Raw genomic sequence first — 17,560 nt, forward strand, 5'->3', positions numbered from 1 at the left:
CGCCGCCCCGTCAGGGCCTGGGACGCGCGAGCGCCGCCTTGAACGTCGGAATGTCGAGGAAGGCCGTGACCTCCACGATCCGCGACCCGCACACCGTCAAGATCCACAGATAGGTGTTGCGGTACTGCGTGCCGTCGGGAAACGGAGCCGTTCCGTCCCATTGCACGATCACATCGTCGCCATCGGCCCAGATGTGCTTGACCTCCGGCTTCAAGGGCGCCGCCAGTCGCTCGCGCAGCGGCACTGCCGCAGCGTCGAGAAGCGCCTGGCGCGAACGGTGGGTTCGCGAGACCGCCGGATCGTTGCCGGTGATGTGCCATACCACGTCATCGGCGAGCAGGCTGAAAACATCGCCTTCGCCTCTCGCCCATTTGGCGAACGCCTCGGCGATGAAGGCACGACTGCCCTCCGTCGTTGACGCAGTCACGGCCGGTCTCTCCTGTGCAAGCGCTGGCGCAGACCCGATGCCGATGAGAGCCAACGAAGCCAGGGCCGACACAATTACCGGTGTCATCTGCGACAGCCTCCCACGTGCAACGATGCGCGGTTGAGGCGTTAACACACAGGGCCAGCGAGCGTCCGTCGCCTAAACGTCTCGCGTAGACGGACGGTCAGTCACGTCGAGGATGACCAGGCGACGGTTCCCTCACATTCCTCCCCACGGCGGCGGATGAAATCTTTGAAGGCCTCGATCGCGTGCGATTGATGCGCTTGTGCCGGCGTATAAAGGTACCCCGGCCATTGCAGGTGGTTCCACTCCGGCAGCACCTCCACCAAACGACCGGTACGGAGGTGTTCTGACGCTACGACGTCGAGGAGCCGGACAATCCCGAAACCGCTGAGTGCGGCGGCGACGAGCGTGGGCGCATCGTTCAACGTCAGGCCACAGTCGGGCGCCACGACGTGCTGCTCACCCGCTGCGTTGACGAAGTGCCAGAGGTGGGGCCTGCCCGTCGTGTCATCAAACATGCGCACGCAGGTATGACCGCTCAGCACGTCGTGCGGCGCGGCCGGCGTGCCGTGCCTGGCGATATACGCTGCACTGGCGCAGGTTACCACGCGACTTTGCAGCAGCAGCTGCTTGTTGAGATCACGCGCTTCCGGCTCGCCGAAGCGAAGGGCGAGATCGACGCCCTCCGCCAGGAGATTATCAACACGGTCTCGCACGAGCACATCGACCTTCACATTCGGGTATTCGACGAGAAAGCGCGGGAGAAGTGGGATGAGCAGATACGGCCCGAACGCCCCGTCGGTGGTGATCCTGATCCGGCCCTTCACCTTGTCGGGCTGAGACGGCGTCGCGATGCGGCCGAGCTCGGCCAGCAGCGGAGTGACCTCCTCCAGCAACGCACGTCCTTCATCGGTAAGTTTGAGGTGCCGGCTGGTGCGGTCGAACAGCCGCATCCCTGTCCGTTCCTCGAGACGCCCGATCGCCTTGCCGACACCCGACCGCGACAATCCTATCTGTTCGGCCGCGCGCCCATAGCTCTCGGCGCGCGCAACAGCGACGAACACGGTTATCCCAGAGATGATCCGACCGTCGAACAGCACGCGAGGCCAAACTCCTTCTCACGTCATTCAAGAGCAAGGGTCGGTCAGCCCGCCAGTGTTTTCGCCGAGAACCGACGCGGCGGGCTGACTGCCTTTCAGCTCGCCCACGCAGCGTATCTGGCAGAGAGGCGCAGCAGCGCAATCGCGATCGCGTCCGCTCCGATCAGGGTTCCTCCCCTGAGGTTTTGCTGCAAGCCATTGAAACGCAAGGATAGCAACGGTCGAGCACCCCTGCCGGGGAGTTGTTCGACCTTGGACCCTCCTTTTTGTCCTCCCTGAGCCGATCTAATGGCGCCGCCTCTCACCGACGGACGAGCTACAGGGCGTTCGGCGACGACAAGCCGGGAGGGGACCGCGGTGGCATACGTTCCGTCTGCTAATTGGCTCCGCAGATCAGTTCGACTTATATGCGCGGCGTAAATGAGATGGCGTGCGCCGCTCGCGCTTCCCTTTCCCAGCCGCAGCAACCCCATGTGACGCCACGCCGTCTTCCGCCCCCACTGCCCTCGGCTCGCCCGAGCCCGGCCTCGAGATCAAGGTCGTCGCCCGCATTCCCGCAGCATGGCCGGCACGGCTCAAGCGCTCGGTCCTGGTACCGCTTCCGCGAGCGAGCGCAGCGTCGTCCGCAGACCCTGCGCCGCATGATCGATGAAGGCGCGGCGTGCAGCGTCGGCCCCGACGCTCGCCGCGAAGATCACGTGCACCGGGACCGGACGGGCCTCGAACCGAGGCAGCAGACGGACGAGCCTTCCGGCGGCAAGAAGCTCGGCGACCTGATAGGAGCGCGCAGCGATGATGCCGCGCCCCCGAACGGCCGCGTCGATCAGTGCAGCCGCGCTGTCCACGCGCAGGCGGGGCCTGACCCGGACGGTGCGCCGCCGTTCCGGCTTTTCCGGCATGGCGAAGGGCCACAGTTCCACCTCGCTGGTCGGGTCCAAGCCTATGGTCTGATGGTTGGACAAGTCCTCCGGCGTCGCTGGGCTTCCGGCCCGCCGAAGGTAGTCCGGGGATGCGCAGAGCAACGCTCGCACCGCACCGACCCGAATGGCGGACAGGCTGGAGTCCGGAAGCGCCGCGAGCCGGACGGCCACGTCCATCCCGCCCCCGATCAGATCCACAAGCCGGTTGGCAAGCGTCATCCGTATCGACACGCTGGGATGCGCATCGAGGAAGGCCTCGACCAGCGGCAGCAGGTGAAGCCGCCCGAACAGCTCGGGAGCGGTCACGCGGATGGTGCCGCGGAGTGCTGTTCCCCCGTGACCCGGCGTCAGTCGCGCGAGCGAGCACAGCACCTCGCGCCAGATGGCCAGATGCCGCTCGCCACCCGCCGTCAGGCTGAGCCGACGCGTCGAGCGCAGCAGGAGCGGTTCGCCCGCCTGTTCTTCCAGCAGCGCGATCGCGCGGGTGACCGAAGCGGCCGATCGCCCATGACGTCGTCCGGCGGCCGCGAGCGAGCCTTCGTCTACGGCCGCGACGAACAACGCCATCGCATCCAGTCTGTCCATCGTTTCAGGCCCTGCAATTCAGCATGACGATGTGCGCCTCTACTCTCGTTTCTCGCAACACCCAGCTTGGCTCTCAGCCCCAGAGGTTTGCACATGAGGAGTGCTCGATGCCGATCGTTCATTATCGCAGACAGCAGGTCGGAGAGGTGGACCTGTTCTACCGTGAAGCGGGACCGCACGACGCCCCGGTACTGCTGCTGCTCCACGGCTTCCCGACCGCCAGCCACATGTTCCGCGATCTCATCCCGCTGCTCGCCGATCGCTTCCGGGTGATCGCTCCTGACCTGCCCGGCTTCGGGCAGACCAAGACGCCGCCGCGCGGTACCTTCACCTACAGCTTCGACATGATGGCAGACGTACTCGGTGGCTTTGCCGAGGCGCTCGGCCTCGAATCCTACGCGCTCTATATCTTCGATTACGGCGCGCCCACCGGCCTGAGGCTGGCGATGCGTCATCCGGAGCGGGTGACAGCCATCATCTCGCAGAACGGCAATGCCTATCTGGACGGTTTCAGCGATGAGTGGGGCGCATGGCAGGCTTATTGGCGAGACCCCAGCGACGCCAATCGCGAGGCCTGCCGCGCTTCGCTGTCACCCGACACGATCCGCGATTGGCAATATGGCACCGGCGCTGATCCGTCGCGTCTCTCGCCGGACGGCTATGAGCTCGACATCGCCTATATGGCGAGACCCGGCGCCGAGGACATCCAGCTAGACCTGATCCTCGACTATCGCAGCAACGTCGCACTCTACCCCGCCTTCCAGGCCTATTTCCGCGCACAGCAACCGCCCCTCCTGGCCGTCTGGGGCCGCCACGATCCGGCGTTCCTGCCGGCCGGTGCGCAAGCGTATCGCCGCGACTTGCCCGACGCCGAGATCCACCTGCTGGATGCCGGGCACTTCGCGCTGGAAACACACTGTGCGGAGATCGCGACACGCATCTGCGCTTTCCTCGACCGCACCCTTGGCTCGGCCCACCCATCGGAGAAGCAGGTATGAGACCGCGCGACGACAGGTCGAGTTGGCTGCGGCGGAAGCGGAATCGGCCGTGACGCGACCCTCGACGACCTCACGTCCCTCTGGCTGAGCGGCACCGCGGCGCCAACGGCACGCACCGGCTGGAGCAGCATGCGCGGCGACGGTAAGCACGAGATTGCGGTTCCGTTCGGCTGCAGCCAATTCCCGCACGACACCCACGAGAGCAGCCGCCGCTGCGTCGAGGAGCGCTATCCCATGCTGGCCTATCACGACGAACTCCCCCGTGGCGGGCATCATCCTGCGGGGGAGCGATCGAGCACCTTCGTCGATGACGTGCGCGCGAGCTTCCGGTCGGTCCGTTGACCGACCCCGTGTCCACAGGGCCAAGGTCGCCCCGCTCCCTTGGCGCCGGCATGATCGGCTTCGTGAGCGCACTAGGCGTGTCGCTGGCGTTCATCGGCGTCAGCCGTCCGGCACGCGCGCAGTCGTCGCCCGGACCGACATATGTCTCACCAGCCTCCACGGTGCCCGCGCCCGCCGATCGGCCGTACGAAGGCAGGATCGAGTTGCAGGTCGACGCGACCGACACGCGGCGCCGCATCTTCTCGGTACGTCAGCGCGTCCCGGTCGGGCGGGAGCGCGAGATGACGCTGCTTTATCCCCGATGGGAGCCGGCCAGTCATGGACCGAGCCTGACCGTCACGGACCTTGCAGGGCTGGTCGTCGAAGGCGCGGGCAAGCCTCTTCGCTGGCGACGTGATCCGTATGATCCTCATGCCTTTCATCTTTCGGTCCCGCCGGGCGTGGACGCGATTGATGTTCGGTTCCAGATGGTGGCTGGCGGTGAATCGCTGACGCCCGACATCGTGTCGGTACCTTGGCAGCGACTCGTCCTCTATCCGGCCGGATGGTATGCCCGGAACATGGCAGTGGCCGCCTCGCTGGCCCTGCCGGAGGGATTGCGCCCGTTCACGCCGCTGTCGGTCCAGCATTCCGCCAACGGTCGTATCGTGTTCGCTCCGACGACATTGGAGACGTTGCTCGATGCGCCGGTGCTCGCCGGGCGCTACACGGCGCCGATGCCGCTTACCGCTGCCGGCCCGGGGGCGATCTTCCTCGACATCGTGGCGCCGCGGCACAGCGACCTGCTCGTACCGCCGGAACGATCGGCTGAACTGCGTCGGCTGGTCGCGCAGATACGGGCGGTGTTCGGCCCGGCGCCGTTCGAGCGCTACGACATAATGGCGCGGCTGAGCGACGATGGATCTTCGGGCGGCACCGAACATCGCGGGTCGAGCGAGAATGGCCTCGCATCGTCATACTTCCGCGACTGGCCGGGCCAGATCCTGTTCCGCGACCTGATCGCGCACGAGATCGTCCACGCCTGGAACGGCTTCTACCGCACCCCCGCCGACCTGTGGGCGCCAACGCCGAATGTCCCGGTCGCGGGTAGCCTCCTCTGGGTGTACGAAGGGCAGACCGAGTTCTGGGGACGCGTGCTGGCGACGCGGGCCGGCCAATTTACGCCGGGCGAGCTTCGCGACCGGCTGGCTATCGAGGCCGCCGAGATCGCGGCGCGGCCGGGCCGCGCTTGGCGCTCGCTGTCGGACGACGTCAACTATCCGTCCTTCATGCTTCGCCAGCCAGTGCCGTGGCGCGACTGGCAGCGGCGCCGCGACTATTACTCCGAGGGCGTCATGCTGTGGCTCGCAGTGGATGCCGAACTGCGCGATCGCAGTGGAGGGCGTCGCGGCCTGGATGACTTCGCGCGCCGCTTCTTCGCGGGCGCCACCCCGGATGCTCCGACCCGCCTCTACACCTTCGAAGACCTATGCCGTACGCTGAACGAGATAGCGCCCGCTGACTGGTCGAATTTCCTCCGCGCTTGGACGGACGGCCATGACGAACTCGACACCACCATCGGGCTGAATCGTCACGGCTGGCGGCTGATCTTCACCGATACGCCCACCGCGTCCTTTCGCGCCAGTGAGGAGGAAGCCGGTGTGGCCGACCTGACCTATGCGATCGGATTGACGGTTCGCGACGACGGGGTCATCCGGTCGGTAGCCTGGAACGGTCCGGCTTTCCGCACGGGATTACGGTCGGGCGTTCGGATTTCGAGGGTAAACGGCGCAGCGTTCACCCGCGCGGTCCTGCTCGAAGCCGTCCGCACCTCAGCACGGCGTCCCCTCTCGCTTGGCATCGACCAGAATGGCGCGCCGTCCGAGATTGTTTTACCTTATACCGGGCCGCTGCGTTACCCGCGGCTCGAGCGCATCGCGGGCCACGCCGACACGCTCGCTGCCCTGCTCACGGCGCGCTGAAGGCGGCGCCGCGCGTCACCTCGGCGAGGGGGCTTCGATCCCAGGCGACACGCTGCCGGCGAACGAGTCGCGGCATGTCCGCTCGCCATCTCATCGGCGTATGCGTGCCCCGCGAGCGCCAAGCTGAGATGCCGGATGACCGCCGTCGTAGCATGCCGAACCGGAGTGCAGAATCGGGTAGGGAATAGCGAGAAGAGGGACTGCAATGATCGCGGTCGCGGTTGCGGTCGATACCCTGTTGAAGTCTGCGATGAGAAGCATGCCAGCCCTATGCGAACCCGCCGGCTTCAGCGATCCACCATCGTCAGCGCCTTCTCACCGTAGCGCTCGCCTGATACGCCGAGCGTCGCCAACGCGCCGTCCAGACGCGCTACATCGTCGTGCGAGAGCATCAAGTCCTCGGCGGCGAGATTCTCCTCCAGATAGCTTCGTCGCTTCGTCCCCGGGATCGGGACGATGTCATCCCTCTTCTGAAGCAACCAGGCGAGCGCCACTTGCCCCGGCGTCGCGCCGTACGGTGCCGCGATCTCGCGTACCAAGTTCGCGATACGTTGATTGGCGTCGAAGTTCGCACCCTGCAGACGGGGATCGCCGGTCGAGCGGAAATCTCCGGCAGGATAGTCCTCCGCGCGCTTGGCCGTACCCGTCAGGAACCCACGACCGAGCGGACTGAAAGGGACGAGGCCGATGCCCAGCTCTGTGAGCAGCGGCAGGATCTCGTCGTCGAGGTTCCGCTCCCAGATCGAGTACTCGCTCTGCAAGGCGGCGACAGGCTGTGTCGCGTGCGCGCGGCGAATGGTGGTCACGCCCGCCTCCGACAGGCCGAAGTGCAGCACTTTGCCCTCGACGATCAGATCGCGGACCGTGCCCGCGACATCCTCGATCGGCACGGCGGGGTCGACTCGATGCTGGTAGAGCAGGTCGATCCGGTCGGTCTGCAATCGCCTGAGCGACGCCTCCACCACCTCGCGGATGTGCGTGGGCCGGCTGTCGGCGCCGGAGAACAGCCCGTCACCGATGACGAAACCGAACTTGGTCGCGATCTGAACGCCGTCGCGCCGGTCCTTCAGTGCCCGGCCGAGCAGTTCCTCATTGGTGAAGGGACCGTACACCTCGGCGGTGTCGAAGAAGGTACAGCCGAGTTCGATCGCGCGGTGAATCGTGGCGATCGACTCGGCGTCGTCGGGCTCGCCGTAGGCATGGCTCATCCCCATGCAGCCCAGACCGAGAGAGGAAACCTCCAGGCCGCCTTGTCCGAGGCGGCGTCGCGTCAGCATGATCGTCTCTCCTTGCCGATGGCGGGACGCACGTCAGGCGGGCCGCAGGGGCGACGCGGCATCTGCGCCGACCACGGTCGCCCATTCACGGATCCGCCAGCGTCGAACGAGGCCGTTGTTCACGTACGGATCGTCGCGCACGAAGCGCTCGACCACTTCCGTCGCCTCGCCCTTGAAAAGTAGCAGGCCGGTATCGAGCGGGTCGGTCAGCGCGCCGGCCAGCACCAGCTCGCCGCGATCCGCTGCCGCCCATGCCCGCGTGAGATGGTCGTTCCGGTACTCGGCGCGGCGCGCTTCATAACTGTCGTCGAAGTCGAACAAGAGAACGTAGTGCTTCACGGTGCGCCTCCTGTGCCGATCGCGCGACTCGAGCCGTACAACGTGCGCGGCACGCCCGGGTTCTTCGCCGAAAGCTCTTCGTTGGCGCGACAGAAAGGCCCTGATGAGGCCCGCTGCTTCGTCGCTGTCGCATCGTAGCGCCGCTCCCCATACCCGACCAGCGACGTAGGTCGCGCCTTCGCATGTTGCCGTGAGATCGCGAACGATCGCACACAGTGCCGCCGTCGCTGGCGCCGGCTACCAGGTGACTGGGCCGCAGGTGCCCCGGATCGACGCCGCGATCGCCCGGGCGCTGGCGACGGTCGAGGCGGGCGCGCAGGACAAGCGCGGGTAGGCGCGCGGCATGCCCCGCTGCCGACGTGGTCGACGCATGACGCACCCTTGGCATCGTTCCGCGGCGCGGTGACGGGCTTCCTGGTGCGCGAACGCGCCGCGGTGGCGCAGGAGTAGGAGTTCCTCGGCGGACTGACTCCGTTCCGGCGAGGCGACCGCGTCACCGACCGACGCCCGCGGAGGATGCAGGCGCCGGCCGGCGGGGCTCAGAAGCGCAGCCGCACGCCCGCGCTGATCGTCTCCTGGTGATCGTCCGCGCCCGTCTGCGCGGACGCGGTGCTGAACAGCTCCAGTCCGCTCGGCAGGCGATAGCCGACCCCGGCGGCGGCGGTGCCCACCATCGCGGCGCGGCCCGCGCCGACCGCGGTCAGCCCCAGACCCGCGCCCGAATAGCCGGCCAGCGCGTCGGCGCGGCGCCCCTCGATCTGGTAGCGCGCACCGAGCGCGACCCAAGGCCGGAACGGCGCCGTCGACGCCTCGCTCCGCGCGAGGCCCAGCCCCGCGTCGGCGAAGCCCGCGACGTGGCGATCGCGCGCCACCGTCAGCGCGAAGACGCTGCCGCCCTCCTCGTCGACCCCGCCGCGCGTGGTGCGCACATAGGTGACGCCAAGGCGCGGGCGCAGCATCCAGTCGCCGCCCACCGCGACGTCGTACTGCGCCGCGACGTCGCTCACCCAGCTGTGCAAGGAGAAGCGCCCGCTGGCGCCAGCACCGCCGGGCAGCGCGCGATCGGTGCGTGCGCTCGCGCCGTCGTACATCAGCGAGGCCGTGACGCTCCAGCCGTCACCCTCGCCGAAGCGTGCGTGCACGCCGCCGACCACGCCGTCCGCGCGCGTGCGCGCACTGAGCTGATCGATCTGCTGGCGCCCGTTCAGATAGCCGGCGAACACGCCGACCGACCAGCTCCGGTCACCGAAACCCAACCCGCCGAGGAAGCCGTAGCTACGCGCCCGAGCCGTGGCGCTGCCCGCGTCGGCGTCGCCCTGCAGCGTGTGCCACTGGCCCAGCGTCTGCGCGAAGGTGAAGGCGCCGGGCTCGTCGCGGCCGGTAGCGAAGCCGGGGCCGCGCGCCGCCTGGCCCAGCAGCAGCGCGTCGTCGATACCGAGCTGGGTCGCCGCGGCATAGGGCTCCGGGGTCAGGCGCGCGAACGCCGCCGACCGCGAGCCGCCGGTCGCGTCGAGGAGCGCCGGCACCGCCACCAGCAGCGAGCCACCGTCGGCCTGCACCGCCAGCGCCGCGTTCGCGTAGGCGATACTACGTGCGACCTGCGGCGCGGCGCCGGTCACCGCCTGGAACTGGCCCAGCAGGTCGATCTCCGACGCGCTCTGGCGCAGGATCACGCCGGGCACGCCGCTGGAGGCCACCACGGAGTCGAAGCTGCCGCTGATCCCGCCGCTCGCGGAGATGAGACGGTAGCTTGCGCCCGGCCGCAGCGCGCCGACTGGCACCATTTCCAGCGTCACGCCCGGTTGGATCGCCAGCGCGCCGTTCACCACCAGCCGGTCGGAGAGGGTGGGCGCCAGCTCGAACAGCGCGCGCGCGCCGGTCGCGAGCAGGACGTTGCCGTTGACCGTCATCGTTCCCGGCGAGGCGCCGGGGCTGAGCGTGCCCGCGACCGAGACGTCGCCGTCGACGATACCCGCCGAACCGAAGGTCGCGCCCGCGCCCACCGAGGTGCGATAGGCGGTGATCGTGGAGCCGGCGAGGCCGACGACGCGGCCGCCGGTCAGGTCGATCGCGTTCAGCACTGCGGTGCCGGCGATCTGCGCGTAGCCGCCGCTCATCGCCAGCCGCTCGACATTGCTGATCGAATTGAGACGCGCCGGCGCCGCGGCGCTGCCGCCGGTCACGGCGACCATGTCGTCACCCGCCCCGCCGTCGATCGTGCCGAGCACGGTGCCACCCTTCACGACGAACGTGTCGTTACCGTCACCCAGCCATATGTCGCCAGCCATCAGACCGGCGTTCTCGAAGCGGTCGTCGCCGCTCTGGGTCTTCACCGCACCGACGATCGTGCCGGTATTGATGATCCGGTCATCGCCGCGCCCGGTGTCGATCGCGCCGCCGTGATAGGTGCCGGCCAGCGTGTAGCCGGCACCACCGCGGATCGTACCCGCGTTGGTGAGGTCGAGCGCGCCATTGCCGGCACTGAGCGCGGTGGAGAACTCGCCGGTCGCCTCGATCACGCCGGTCGCGGCGTTATCGACGACGATGCTGCTCCCGGTCGGCGCTGCGAGCGCCATCGCGCGCGCGGCCACGACATAGTTGATCGTCTGCCCGGTGATCCAGTCCACGTACGAGGTTTCATACCCGCCTGCGTTGGCGCTGATCGTTCCGCTGTTGGCGGCCGTGATCCGTGCCGCCACGCCGTCGGCGGCGACATTGGCGAACACGCGCAGCGCCGCCGCATCGGTGCCCGCCCCGGTCGCGCTTATCGTGCCCGCGTTGGTGAAGCCGAGCGTCGCGCCCGCCCCGACCGAGTCGATCGCCTGCGCATCGATGGCGTGGGTTCCCTGCGCCGTGATCGTGCCGCGGTTGACCAGCGTGACCGCCGCGGCGACCGGCGCGGGAGGCGTGGTATCGCCGGGCAGGCCGGTGTAGCCGTTGCCGGACACGGCACGCAGTCCGCCCACGAGGCGGCCCTCGTTGGTCGCGCTCGCGACGCCCGACGAAGCGGCGATGTCGACCGCGACACGGCCATCCATCTCCGCGCCGGTGACGTCACCGGTATTGCTGAAACTCAGGTCACCCAGGTGCCGCAGCGACACGGCCGCCGCATTGTAATTGACCCCGTCGCTCGTTGCCGCCGCGATGCTGCCGGCGTTGGTGAAGGCCGCGACATCGCCGCGGAAGCCGCCCCCGATCCGCGCCTGGTTGACGAAGGACGCCAGCGCCGCGCTCGGCAGCCCGCCCGTGCTGTAAAAGTCGCGCTCATAGGTCGTCACCGTGCCGCCGAACGACACCGTGTTGACGAAGCCCGCGTCGCCGTACAGCCGAAGCCCGCCGTCGATGGGCGCGGCGGCGCGCAGCGTCACCACCGTGCCCGCGCCGCTCGCCAGCGCGCCCTCGCGCTCGAATTGGCTCGGCAGCGCGCCGCCGAACGCGACGTCGCTTGAGCTGGCACGCGCGTGGATAAAGGTGTCGGTGCCCCCGCCGCCGTCGACGGCGCCGCTCACGCCCGTCACGTCGTCGTAGGCGATCAGCACGTCGTCGCCGTCGCCGAAGCGCAGGTCGCCCGCGATCGTGCCGCCGCGCGCGACATAGGTGCTGCCCACGACCGAGCGACCGGAGCCGTAGGTGGAGGCGCCAAGGTCGACCGAGCCGTCGACCGTGCCGGCGTTGTCGAGCGTCCCGCCCGCGATCCGGATCGCGGTGCCGCTCCCCGCGATCGTGCCACCGGCGCGGTTGGTGATCGCCGCATAGGTATCGTAGTTGCCGCTGCCGATCGCGACCGTGCCGGTGCTGGCGAGGCGCCCGATGTTATCGATCGTGACTGAGCTGCCGCTGTCGATCGCGCGGCCGGCGACCTCGATCGTGCCGCTGTTCACAACAGTGAAGCTGCTGAAGCCCGACACGCCGGTCGACGTGCGGCCGCCGGCGACCTGAGTGATGATCCCGCTGTTGACGAAGCGGCCGTTGACCGCGACGCCGATACCGCCGTCGAGCAGGATCGCGCCCCCGTTGGTCACGTCCTTGCCGCCGCTGATGCCGGCGATGCTGCCGAAATTCGCGCCCGCGCGATCGCGTACCACGATGGTGCCGGCGTTGATGAAACTGGCGTCATAGTCGAGCGCGACCGCCGTGTAGGCGCCGCTGCCGCCGGTGGCGCGGTCGATCGTCAGCGTGCCGCGACTGGTGATCGACAGCGCCTGCGTGTCCGGCCGCGTCTCGCCCGGCGCGACGATCACGCTGCCGACCGACAGCGCGGGCGCCGCGGTCGCGGCGATGTCGGCGGTGAGGTCGACGCTGCCGTTGCCCGAGAGCAGCAGCGGGGTGGAGGCCCCGGTCAGCGTCAGCCGCGCGCCGTCGTACAGGTCATAGCCGATCTCACGGAAGCCGGGCCGCGCCGCCGCCGCGGTGCTGAGATCGCCGCGCACGCGGTAGCGCAGCAGCGAGTCGCTGGCGTTGACCGTACCGTCGATCCCGGCAAAGGCGCCGGAACCGGTGTTGACCGCCTCGGTCACGAGTTGCTCGCCGCTGGCGAGAGTCAGGTCGCCCTGCAGCACGCCGCCGGGCAGCGCGATGTAGCGGTTGCTCGAGTAGCTCGAGCCCTGCGCGCCGTTGCCGAAACGGACGTCACCCGTGATCGTACCCGCGTTCGCCACCACCGCGTTGAAGACCGAGCCGGGGCCCGCGACGGGCGCGATGTCGCCCTCGATCCTGCCGCCGGCCAGGTTGGTCAGCACGCCGTAGAAGCCGATCTGGACCGCGGTGCCGCCCGAGCGGATCGTGCCGCTGTTGGTCAGGTCGCTGCTCAGCGCGACGCCGACGGTCGCGCCCTCGATCAGGCCGCTGTTGATCCGGCCGGTGCTGGACGAACCGTTCAGCGTCACCGCGGTGCCCGCGGTCGATCGGATCGTGCCGCTGTTATCGAAGGCGCCGCCCCAGAAATCGAGCGCGGTGCCCGCGGCGGTGATCGTGCCGGTGTTGACGAAGCTACCCTGCGCCGAGAAGCTCACGCCGTTACCTGCCGCCTCGACGAGTCCGTCGTTCTGGAAGCGCCGCGCGCCGAACACGCGAATCGCATAGCCGTTGACGGCGCCCGCACCGGCCCGGACCTCGCCGGCGTTGACGAAGATCGGCTCGCCGTCGCTGCCGAAGCTGCCCACCGTGACGACCTCGCCGGCGCCGGCGAGCGTGCCCGCGAGCGTCGCGGTGCCGCGACCGGCGGCCGCGAGCATTCCATCGATCATGGTACCGGCGGCGCCGAGCGTCACGGCCGCGTCGTCGCTCAGCACCAGCCCGAGCCGCTCGAAGCGCGTCAGCAGCGGCAGCGTGGCGAAAGTAGCGTCGGTGGCGACCCGCAGATTGAGCGTGTCGATCCCGGCGCCACCATCGACCGCGCCGGTCACCCCCGTGACGACGCGGCCGGCCTCATAGCGCGCCTCGAGCACGTCATCGCCAGCGCCCAGCGTGAGGTCGCCGCGGATCTCGCCCGCCAGCGTGTTGACCGTGCTGCCGCCACTGACAGCTGGGTTCGACACCTGCCCGCGCGCAGTGACCGAGCCGATGATCGTCCCGGCATTGTCGAGCCGAAGCACACCGTCCGTGTCGATGGCGGTGCCGACGCCCGAGATCGTGGCTCCAACGGCGTTGCGCACTCCCAGCACCTCGCTCTGGTCGCTGATCGCCGTGCCCGTCGTGCCCGTCACGGTGCCCGCGTTGGTCAGCGTCACCGTGATCCGGCCCGTGTTGTTGCCCGGGGAGCGTCGGCTCACCAGCGCCTGTGCGCCGGTCAGTGAGCCGCCGGTGCCCACTGTCACGGTGGCGTCGGCGGACGGATAATAGGTCACCAGACCCGGCGGGCAGACGATCGGCGTCGCTCCCGCATAGGGATCGCACGGCGCGAGGTAGGGCGCACCGTTGACGGCGAGGAAAGCCGGCTTCGCGGCGCCGTCGACCCTCCCGTCGATCGCGAAATTGGCGTAGAAGGCACGCGTCTCGATCGCGGCCGCGGCGGTGCCAGCCTGCACCGTCGCGCCCGATTGCACCGCGACACGCGCGCCCGTCTCGGTGATGACCAGACCATCGGGCTCGGTGCCGCTGCAGGTAGTGGTGGAGGATGTGGTGGGATCGGGCGCGCATTGCGCCTCCGCCGACGAAGCGAAACCCATTGCCGCGACGCTCACGCCGAGCGCGAGCGACCACCGGCGCAACCGCACCGAGCGCTGAACAGCCATCCTCTATTCCCCCGTGGGCAGCGACCCCTGTGCCCGCCCGACCAGCGGATTATGAAGCCTGCTCGACCTTGTCCAGCAAGTCGCACAGCGAAATGGTGCGAAATGAAGACAAATGCATGATTTTTCGGCGGTCCGCGGCTGCACGGCGACGCGATCACCGGATCACGGCGCCGCCTTGAGGAGGATTAACTATAATTCGAAGAGAGGAAGACGTGTGATTTAGGCCGGTCGCGGGAGCGCCACGACCATGTACGTCGTCCGCGCAGCAGTACCGTGATCGCCGACTTCGCTCGTGACGCCGAGCCGTGCGCTGGGGATCAATCCGACGACGTCGGTAAGTGGCGAACGCGCTGCCCTTCCCCTGTCGCAAGCACCGATATCGGCCGCTCGGGTCTCCTAAGCGCCTCTCAACATCGGTCGTTCATCCATCGCGACGTTGGAGGCATCTGGCCGCTCCGCGCAGCTGTCTCGCTGGCCTCATCTCGGAGGTATGCGGCCGTCAGGGCGCAACCACAAAGCGGTCGTGGATGAACGACCTCAGCACCGGTTTCAGCGGGCCGATGCCCCTGTCGGACTCGTATGTGCGGATCGCCGGACGGCCCGTTTCGTCCGTCAGAAAGTCAGGCCTCCCGCGGCTCGAAAGTTCTGCCACCTTGCGAACGCCGCGGTCGCTCACCTTCCAGACGCGAACGCGGTAGGTAGAGCCGCCGCTCCACAACGAGTAAACAAGTTCGCCCTGATCTCGGGTGATTAATCCCATGGGGACGTCATCGATAGGTTCGATGAAGTCGATCGGATGGTCGCACGCTGACACGCATCTGATCCGGATATCGTAGCCCGTCTCGGTGTTCTCTTCGACCACGACTGAAAAGGTCGAGCGCTCGCCGTGAACCCGCAACGAGGCGACGGGAGGAGCGGTGGTCGCCAACAGGGCCGGAACAGTGATCATCAAGGAACGCATGGTCCGATGATGACCGGAAACTCGCATGCCTTCCACTAGGCGCTACCGGCCGCACGCTGTGGGTTGATTCAGCCTTCGATGGCGTAGGTGACGTACACCTGCGCTCGTGTCTCGATCGGAGCAGGCCGGGTATCCAGCGTCACGGTCGAGACCGCGGGCGCAGGCGGCGCTGGCGGACTCACCCGCTGCATGGCGCCGGCCACGACCTGCTCGTAGCTCGCTTGATCGCGTACCGACGTGATCGCGCCGAGTTTCACCCCGGCACCGCGTGCCAGCGCCGTGGCACGACGGCGTGCATCATCGAACGCCGCCGCATTTGCACGAGCCTGCGCCTCCTGAAGGTCGGACAGGAGAAAGCCCTGTACGCGAGCGTCGCTAGCCCCAAGCCGTGCCGCCAGCGCGGCCACGGTTCCCGCCTTCTCCACGGCCGGCGTGCGGACGTGCGTCTGCATCGTCGCGATGTACCCGACCACCGCGCAGTCGCCGCTGCTCAGTCGGGGTTGGTTGCCGTAGCCGCCCTGGCTGTTGCAAGCTTGGCCGCGCGCTTCGATCACGACGACTTCGCTCGTGGTAAGCTCGCTTCCGGCACCCAGAAAGCTGGAGATGCCGTCCGTCACGGCGCGTTGCTTGGCAGCGATATCGCGTGTCGCCGCTTCGGAACTCGGTCCCTCGCCGCGCAGGTACACGACCAGCGTTGCCACGTCCGGTGGTGTGCGCACCACCCCCGTGCCGGTGACTTGGATGGTGCGCTCAAGCGGCACCTGCGCGAGCGTGGCCTGCGGTACGATGGCAGCGAACAGCATCAGCAGCGATCTCATCGAGCGATGCTCCCTCGCGGTTCGTCGCTTCGGCTGGACGAGATGGCGAACCGCTCTGTGCTCGATGCCGCCTCGCTTGGGCGAGCTAAACGCGATTGGCACCGTGCGCATCGGGTACGTCGCCTCGTTCGTGCTATCAGGCCCCTGCTCCTGTACGCCACTCGCCTGCGGCTGGCCACTTCAACCTTCGTGCAACTACGTCCGGCTGAATGACTCGATCGCGGCGGAGGCAGGCGACGCTGCGATGCCGCTCGTCGGGATCGGGCAAGATCTCCATGGCCGCTCGCTGACCGGATGAGCGACCGGAGCTTCCTCGATGCGCCGAGTGACGAGGTTGCGGCGCTCGAGCGCCGGAGCGCCGATACAGCAGGAGCAAGGCACTCTATGCCCACTCGAAGGAGATCGCTATTCGGACGCGTCGGGGAGCGGCCCTTGGCTCCAGCAGTCGAGGGGCGGTAACACAACGAAGGCGACACTCTATGTTCTCAATCAAATCCGCCTTCTGGAACGGTGCGGTCGTGGCGGTCCTCGCCTCCGGCTTCGTCGCCTGCCGCGCCTATCAGGCTTTCGCCGCGGAGAAGGTCTCGTTCGATCCCCCGCCAGCGCTGGCACGAACGGATTTCCCGGCGTGGCCGTACCCGCGCGGCATCCCGGACCTTGAGAAGGAAGAGGGCAAGTTGTTCCACGTTCCCGGGAGCAAGCAGGCTTTCACCTTTACCCAGATCAACGGGAAGCGGGCGACGATCGACTGGTTCCCGGAGCGTCATCCGGCACCGCCGTCGCCCGTGATCAGCGGGAAAGAGGGTGCCTACAACGCCTGCGGACAATGCCATCTCATCGATGGCGGAGGCAAGCCGGACACGAGCGACCTGCGCGGTCTGCCCGTCGACTACATGCTGCAACAGCTCGCCGACATGAGGGACGACCATCGCCACGCGTCGATCAACGGTGCGCCGCTGGCCAAGATGATCGAGATCGCGAAGGCACTGCCGCTCGACGATGCGCGACAAGCTTCCGAGTATTTCCACTCGATCAAGCCTGTGAAGAGACTCCGCCTGATCGAGGGCGACGTCGTGCCCGTCACCCACCCAGCGGCGCACGCGATACAGAAGGTTGACCCGAGCGGCGCCACCGAGCCGATCGGAACCCGGATCATCGAAGTGCCGCAGAACTTCGAGCGCACCTCGTTGCGCGACCCGTCGTCCGGCTTCATCGCCTATGTACCGTCGGGCAGCATCAAGAAGGGCAAGGCCCTGGCGACGAGCGGCGGAGGGGGCAGGACTTTGCCCTGCGCCTCGTGCCATGGTGACGGCATGAGGGGATCGGGCGCCGAATTTCCCGGTATCGCCGGCCGATCGCCGACCGCTATGGCCCGCCAGCTGTATGACTTCAAAAGCGGCACGCGCGACGGCAAGAACGCGGTGGCGATGAAGCCTGTGGTCGCGCGGCTATCCGATGCGGACATCGTGGATCTCGCGGCCTATCTGGCGTCGCTCGATCCTTGACGTTGGCGATGCCGCGTCACGCTCGTTGGCGCGGCGGGTCAGAGGGGCGCGGCAGCGGCTCGGATGCGGC

General features: G+C 68.2%; 13 protein-coding genes. 5 read left to right on the top strand and 8 right to left on the bottom strand.

The annotated features are described in order from the left end of the window. Positions 1-10: 10 nt before the first annotated feature. The 3 genes from FHY05_RS02900 to FHY05_RS02910 all read right to left on the bottom strand — a co-directional run bounded on the left by FHY05_RS02900 (position 11) and on the right by FHY05_RS02910 (position 3,038). A complete protein-coding gene (locus tag FHY05_RS02900; protein ID WP_183942874.1) occupies positions 11-427 on the bottom strand; it encodes a nuclear transport factor 2 family protein in 417 nt (138 codons plus the stop codon). A 188-nt stretch (positions 428-615) separates the two neighbouring features. Beyond that, positions 616-1,551, bottom strand: coding sequence for a LysR family transcriptional regulator (locus FHY05_RS02905; RefSeq protein WP_183942875.1), 936 nt, complete (start codon positions 1,549-1,551; stop codon positions 616-618). Between the two features lie 575 nt (positions 1,552-2,126). Then, entirely contained in the window at positions 2,127-3,038 is a 912-nt protein-coding gene (locus FHY05_RS02910; RefSeq protein WP_183942876.1) for a LysR family transcriptional regulator, read from the bottom strand. A 125-nt stretch (positions 3,039-3,163) separates the two neighbouring features. Here FHY05_RS02910 and FHY05_RS02915 point away from each other — a divergent pair, with 125 nt between their 5' ends. The 3 genes from FHY05_RS02915 (at position 3,164) to FHY05_RS02925 (ending at position 6,357) form a co-directional block, all read left to right on the top strand. Then, positions 3,164-4,054 (top strand): alpha/beta fold hydrolase, encoded by an 891-nt coding sequence (locus FHY05_RS02915; RefSeq protein WP_183942877.1) that lies wholly within the window; start codon positions 3,164-3,166, stop codon positions 4,052-4,054. Between the two features lie 129 nt (positions 4,055-4,183). Then, positions 4,184-4,396 (top strand): hypothetical protein, encoded by a 213-nt coding sequence (locus tag FHY05_RS02920; RefSeq protein WP_183942878.1) that lies wholly within the window; start codon positions 4,184-4,186, stop codon positions 4,394-4,396. 50 nt (positions 4,397-4,446) lie between these two features. Next, positions 4,447-6,357, top strand: a complete 1,911-nt coding sequence (locus tag FHY05_RS02925) for a M61 family metallopeptidase (RefSeq protein WP_183942879.1) — start codon at positions 4,447-4,449, stop codon at positions 6,355-6,357. 287 nt (positions 6,358-6,644) lie between these two features. Here the strand turns inward: FHY05_RS02925 and FHY05_RS02930 are convergent, their stop codons facing one another. Further along, on the bottom strand, positions 6,645-7,631 hold the full coding sequence (locus FHY05_RS02930) for an aldo/keto reductase (protein WP_409321556.1): 987 nt from the start codon (positions 7,629-7,631) through the stop codon (positions 6,645-6,647). Positions 7,632-7,667: 36 nt separating this feature from the next. Beyond that, positions 7,668-7,955, bottom strand: a complete 288-nt coding sequence (locus tag FHY05_RS02935) for a YciI-like protein (protein WP_221190945.1) — start codon at positions 7,953-7,955, stop codon at positions 7,668-7,670. A 208-nt stretch (positions 7,956-8,163) separates the two neighbouring features. On the opposite strand from FHY05_RS02935, the gene FHY05_RS22760 reads away from it, so the two are divergent. Continuing rightward, a complete protein-coding gene (locus tag FHY05_RS22760) occupies positions 8,164-8,307 on the top strand; it encodes a hypothetical protein (protein ID WP_183942882.1) in 144 nt (47 codons plus the stop codon). Positions 8,308-8,512: 205 nt separating this feature from the next. Here FHY05_RS22760 and FHY05_RS02945 read toward each other — a convergent pair whose 3' ends face one another. The 3 genes from FHY05_RS02945 to FHY05_RS02955 form a co-directional block, all read right to left on the bottom strand. Then, positions 8,513-14,206, bottom strand: a complete 5,694-nt coding sequence (locus FHY05_RS02945) for an autotransporter outer membrane beta-barrel domain-containing protein (protein WP_183942883.1) — start codon at positions 14,204-14,206, stop codon at positions 8,513-8,515. A 499-nt stretch (positions 14,207-14,705) separates the two neighbouring features. Then, positions 14,706-15,167 (bottom strand): hypothetical protein, encoded by a 462-nt coding sequence (locus FHY05_RS02950; protein ID WP_183942884.1) that lies wholly within the window; start codon positions 15,165-15,167, stop codon positions 14,706-14,708. Positions 15,168-15,235: 68 nt separating this feature from the next. Continuing rightward, on the bottom strand, positions 15,236-15,985 hold the full coding sequence (locus tag FHY05_RS02955; protein ID WP_183942885.1) for an SIMPL domain-containing protein: 750 nt from the start codon (positions 15,983-15,985) through the stop codon (positions 15,236-15,238). A gap of 479 nt (positions 15,986-16,464) precedes the next feature. Between FHY05_RS02955 and FHY05_RS02960 the strand changes: the two genes are divergently transcribed. Continuing rightward, complete coding sequence (locus tag FHY05_RS02960) at positions 16,465-17,490, top strand: c-type cytochrome (protein ID WP_183942886.1); 1,026 nt, start codon at positions 16,465-16,467, stop codon at positions 17,488-17,490. Positions 17,491-17,560: the final 70 nt, after the last annotated feature.

It is taken from the genome of Sphingomonas sp. BK580, from assembly GCF_014194975.1.
GTDB lineage: Bacteria > Pseudomonadota > Alphaproteobacteria > Sphingomonadales > Sphingomonadaceae > Sphingomonas.